Here is a 4,093-nt window from a genome sequence, read left to right on the forward strand (position 1 = left end):
GGCAGGCAGACTGCGCTGCCGCTGCGGACTGTGGCAACCAAGCTGTTGGTTGTGCCTAAATCAATGCCTACGGCGAGGCGGTGTTGATGGGGGGCGGCGGACATGCCGGGTTCTGAAATCTGCAAAAGAGCCATGATTGTGTGCCTTCTGATGCTGTATTTATTAGGATGGGGCAGATTTTAGCAGATTTTTGGCAGATAGTTGAGTGGATTGCTAGGAAATAACCATAAGGCTTAATGTTGTTTTTTAATTGAAAAGAAAGTGGATTTTGAATTCAGACTTGTATTTTTTAAGAAATACGGATAAAATTCAGCCTCTTTGCCTTGCCTTTTACTTCGCATGGTGAAAGGCTGTTTTTAATCATCCATAAGGAGATAACATGCGTCATTACGAGATCGTGTTTATCGTTCATCCTGATCAAAGCGAGCAAGTGCCTGCTATGGTTGAGCGTTACAAAACCATGATTACTGAAGCCAACGGTAAAATCCACCGTTTGGAAGACTGGGGCCGTCGTCAATTGGCTTACCCAATCAACAAAATCCATAAAGCACACTATGTTTTGATGAATATCGAAACTACTCCCGAAGTGGTTGAAGAGCTGGAAACTGCTTTCCGCTTCAATGATGCCGTACTGCGTCACCTGACCATCAAAACAAAACACGCTGTAACTGAAGCTTCCCCAATGCTGGGCGGCGAAAAAGCAAAAAACTTGCTGAACGGTGCAGCTGAAGAAGTTGCAGCAGCTGAATAAGATTGAACAATCTGATTAAGCTTACCGCCCGTATCTTGCAGGTTCAGCCTTTGAGATATACGCCGGCAGGAATCCCTGTTTTAGATATTGTGTTGCAACATGAATCTTGGCAGGAAGAAAACGGACAAAAATGTCTGGTCAAATTTGAAATTCCCGCGCGGATTTTAGGTAAGCAGGCTGAGGAATGGCAGTATCGGCAAGATGCAGTCATCGAGTCGGAAGGTTTTTTGGCGCAACGCAGCCAACGCTTCCCCAAGCCGGTACTACGCATACAGAACATTAAAGAATATAAAGGTTAAACGACAATGGCTCGTCAATCATTCAAACGTAGAAAATTCTGCCGCTTTACGGCTGAAAAAATCCAAGAAGTTGATTACAAACAAGTTGATTTGTTGAAAGACTTCATCTCTGAAAACGGCAAAATCATCCCTGCCCGCATTACTGGTACTAAAGCACACTACCAACGTCAGTTGGCTACTGCTGTGAAACGTGCCCGTTTCCTGGCTCTGTTGCCTTACACCGATCAACACAAATAATTTTGGAGTTTAAATCATGCAAATTATTCTGTTAGAAAAAATCGGCGGTCTGGGTAACTTGGGTGACATCGTTACCGTTAAAAACGGTTACGCACGCAACTTCCTGATCCCTGCCGGTAAAGCAAAACGTGCAACCGAAGCCAACATGAAAGAATTCGAAGCACGCCGCGCTGAATTGGAAGCCAAACAAGCTGAAATCTTGGCTGATGCTAAAGCCCGTCAAGAAAAACTGGAAGGCCAAACCATTACTGTTGCTCAAAAAGCCGGTGTTGATGGTCGTCTGTTCGGTTCTGTTACCAATGCTGACATCGCTGAAGCGATTGTTGCTGCCGGTATCCAAGCTGCTAAAGCAAACGTACGTCTGCCTAACGGTCCGTTGAAAGCTGTTGGCGAATACGAAGTTGAAGTAGCTCTGCACACTGACGCTGTTGCTAAAATTACCGTTGCTGTTGTTGCAGCCGCTGAGTAATTGATTCATTCAAGGCCGTCTGAAAATCAAGGGTTTCCTTGAATTTCAGACGGCCTTGTTTATCTGCTTGAGCCGAAGTAAGTAAATATTGATTTGTCTATATTTTTAAGTCTGTCTAGAAATATAGCGGAAGAGATGATGTATTGGCCGAATATTCATTCGTGTTCGGGTTTGTCGTATTATTTAGTAAAGAGATTATTTATGAATAAAATCAAAATCTTTGGGATAGGTTTGACTGCTTTGGCTTTAGCTTCATGCGGCACTCCGCAAAAGCCTGCTGTTGATACGGCAAAACCTGTCGAGCCTGTTTCCTCTGCAAAACGCCCTGTATTTGATGCTGCGGCTGAATCTGTTGCCAGCAGCGGTTTTAATGAGAACGTCAATGTTCAGCAGTTTATCCAATATGAAGTGAAAAATCGCCGTTTCAGTGCGGAAGAGTTGCGCAATTTCTTTAATGGCGTGGTGTATAAAGGCAACATTATTACCATTATGTACCGCCCAAGCACTTCGCGTCCTTGGTATGAATTCCGCACCGGTAACTCTGGTGCAGCCAAATTTAATGGCGGCAGACAATTCTATGCGGCAAACCGTGCCGTAATTGATGATGTGGCACGCAAATACGGCGTACCTGCCGAATTGATTGTGGCGATTCTCGGGATTGAAACCAATTATGGTAAAAATACAGGCAGCTTCCGCGTTGCCGATGCCTTGAGTACATTGGCCTTTGATTATCCTCGCCGTGCCGAGTTTTTCCAAAATGAATTGAGTGAACTTTTGCAGATGGCAAAAGAAGAAAAAGAAAATATCTTTGACTTCAAAGGCAGCTATGCCGGCGCGATGGGCATGCCGCAATTTATGCCTTCAAGCTACCGTAAATGGGCGGTGGACTATGATGGTGATGGTCATCGCGATATTTGGAATAATGTTGGCGATGTGGCGGCTTCTGTCGCCAATTATATGAAACAGCATGGCTGGCAGACCGGCGGTAAGATGGTTGTGCCGGTAAGTCTGACGATTACTCCGCACTTGCAGGCGATTATCGATGAGAAAACTGCCTTGACGCGCACTGTCGCAGATTTCAAAGCTTTGGGTGTCGTGCCTCAAGCTGCTATTGCCGATAATGAAAAAGCTGTGCTGTATGCTTTGGAGACCAGCCCGGGCGTATTTGAATACTATTTGGGTCTGAATAACTTCTACACGGTATGGCAATACAACCACAGCCGTATGTATGTAACAGCGGTACGCGATATTGCGAATGCAATCAATAACAATGGCCTGTAAGCCATAAGAAAACCACCCTTTGGGGTGGTTTTTAAATATCGAGGATTTGTAAAGGGGGTTAAGCTATCAGTCTGATTTTCATGGCGTAACGTTTTTTGCTGTGTCCTGAAACAAACTGTCCTCCTCGGGCAGGGGATAAAAACGCATTGCCTTCTGCGGTTGGCTCTGCACAAGTATATTGACCGTTTCGATCGCTCCAAAGGGCATACACAGGCAGATTGTGGGTACGGATATCCAGTTTCAAGCCGTCAAATGCAACGTGTGCATCCTGGTCGGAGGAAACAAATTCGGTATGGGAGATATAGTCGGCATCGTATGGGGCGCCGTTGAAATCAAATTGTGTGCCGGCGGCGGTAAAGTAGGGGTGGAATCCTGGGGACGTGCGGATGGGTGATTCGCCGTAATTGCAGACAGTTAGGATGGCGATGGCTTCATTTTCGTTAGGCAGACTGTAATCGAGCAACCATTCGACGTGTTCATAGCCTTTTTCTGTGCTGATTAATTTTAAGCCGATATCTGATTCATTTTGATGGCGGATTTCCCAGTCTGAAGTTCTGCCGAAACCATGTTGGGCCAGATGATTTTTGCTGTCAGGTCCGAATTGAGGTAGGCAGACGTGCATGCCGCCGCGTAATTTTGTGTCATCGCCTACTTGAACGCTGGTTTTCGGAAATAAGACTTCCCATCCTTTTAGAATCAGGGAATCAATATATCCGCCCATTGTATTTACTTGCATAGTGGCTGATTGGTTGCGTAGTATGATTTCGGACATGATGTTTCAAACTTCAAATTACTTATCATTTATGTAGCATTCTAACATTGCAATGACATGCTGTCGCTGTCGGTTTGATAGAAAATCCTTAATAAAAATCAAAAAAATGCTAGAATATATGCCATTTTCTGAGGCCGTCTGAAAAGCGGAGAATTCTTTTCAGACGGCCTTCCGATTTATTTCCCGTAGAGAAACAACATGGCTTATCAAGTTCTTGCACGAAAATGGCGTCCGAAAACCTTTGCCGATTTGGTCGGTCAGGAACACGTCGTCAAAGCCCTGCG

Annotated in this window: 6 protein-coding genes; 5 read left to right on the forward strand and 1 reads right to left on the reverse strand. The window is 45.0% G+C overall.

Features of this window, described 5'->3' with window-relative positions:
• Window positions 1–379 precede the first annotated feature (379 nt).
• The 5 genes from rpsF (at window position 380) to mltB (ending at window position 3,037) form a co-directional block, all read left to right on the forward strand.
• A complete protein-coding gene (gene rpsF / locus ACTHUE_RS12120; protein WP_004519252.1) occupies window positions 380–751 on the forward strand; it encodes a 30S ribosomal protein S6 in 372 nt (123 codons plus the stop codon).
• Window positions 748–1,050, forward strand: coding sequence for a primosomal replication protein N (priB, locus tag ACTHUE_RS12125; protein WP_180947864.1), 303 nt, complete (start codon window positions 748–750; stop codon window positions 1,048–1,050). The genes rpsF and priB overlap by 4 nt, the downstream gene beginning before the upstream one ends.
• Window positions 1,051–1,056: 6 nt before the next feature.
• On the forward strand, window positions 1,057–1,287 hold the full coding sequence (rpsR, locus tag ACTHUE_RS12130) for a 30S ribosomal protein S18 (RefSeq protein ID WP_003678863.1): 231 nt from the start codon (window positions 1,057–1,059) through the stop codon (window positions 1,285–1,287).
• Window positions 1,288–1,303: 16 nt separating this feature from the next.
• Entirely contained in the window at window positions 1,304–1,756 is a 453-nt protein-coding gene (rplI, locus tag ACTHUE_RS12135; RefSeq protein ID WP_003678862.1) for a 50S ribosomal protein L9, read from the forward strand.
• 201 nt (window positions 1,757–1,957) lie between these two features.
• The gene (gene mltB / locus ACTHUE_RS12140; protein WP_049337071.1) at window positions 1,958–3,037 is read left to right on the forward strand and encodes a lytic murein transglycosylase B; all 1,080 of its coding nucleotides are present in this window, start codon (window positions 1,958–1,960) and stop codon (window positions 3,035–3,037) included.
• Between the two features lie 58 nt (window positions 3,038–3,095).
• Here mltB and ACTHUE_RS12145 read toward each other — a convergent pair whose 3' ends face one another.
• Entirely contained in the window at window positions 3,096–3,809 is a 714-nt protein-coding gene (locus ACTHUE_RS12145; protein WP_004519255.1) for an aldose epimerase family protein, read from the reverse strand.
• Window positions 3,810–4,093: the final 284 nt, after the last annotated feature.

Source organism: Neisseria sp. P0021.S005 (assembly GCF_051956955.1).

What these genes read in the sequence shown, in the direction of transcription:
- rpsF (WP_004519252.1), top strand. Translation starts at nt 380, where the DNA reads ATGCGTCATTACGAGATCGTGTTTATCGTTCATCCTGATCAAAGCGAG.
- ACTHUE_RS12145 (WP_004519255.1), bottom strand. Translation starts at nt 3,809, where the DNA reads ATGTCCGAAATCATACTACGCAACCAATCAGCCACTATGCAAGTAAAT.
- rplI (WP_003678862.1), top strand. Translation starts at nt 1,304, where the DNA reads ATGCAAATTATTCTGTTAGAAAAAATCGGCGGTCTGGGTAACTTGGGT.
- mltB (WP_049337071.1), top strand. Translation starts at nt 1,958, where the DNA reads ATGAATAAAATCAAAATCTTTGGGATAGGTTTGACTGCTTTGGCTTTA.
- rpsR (WP_003678863.1), top strand. Translation starts at nt 1,057, where the DNA reads ATGGCTCGTCAATCATTCAAACGTAGAAAATTCTGCCGCTTTACGGCT.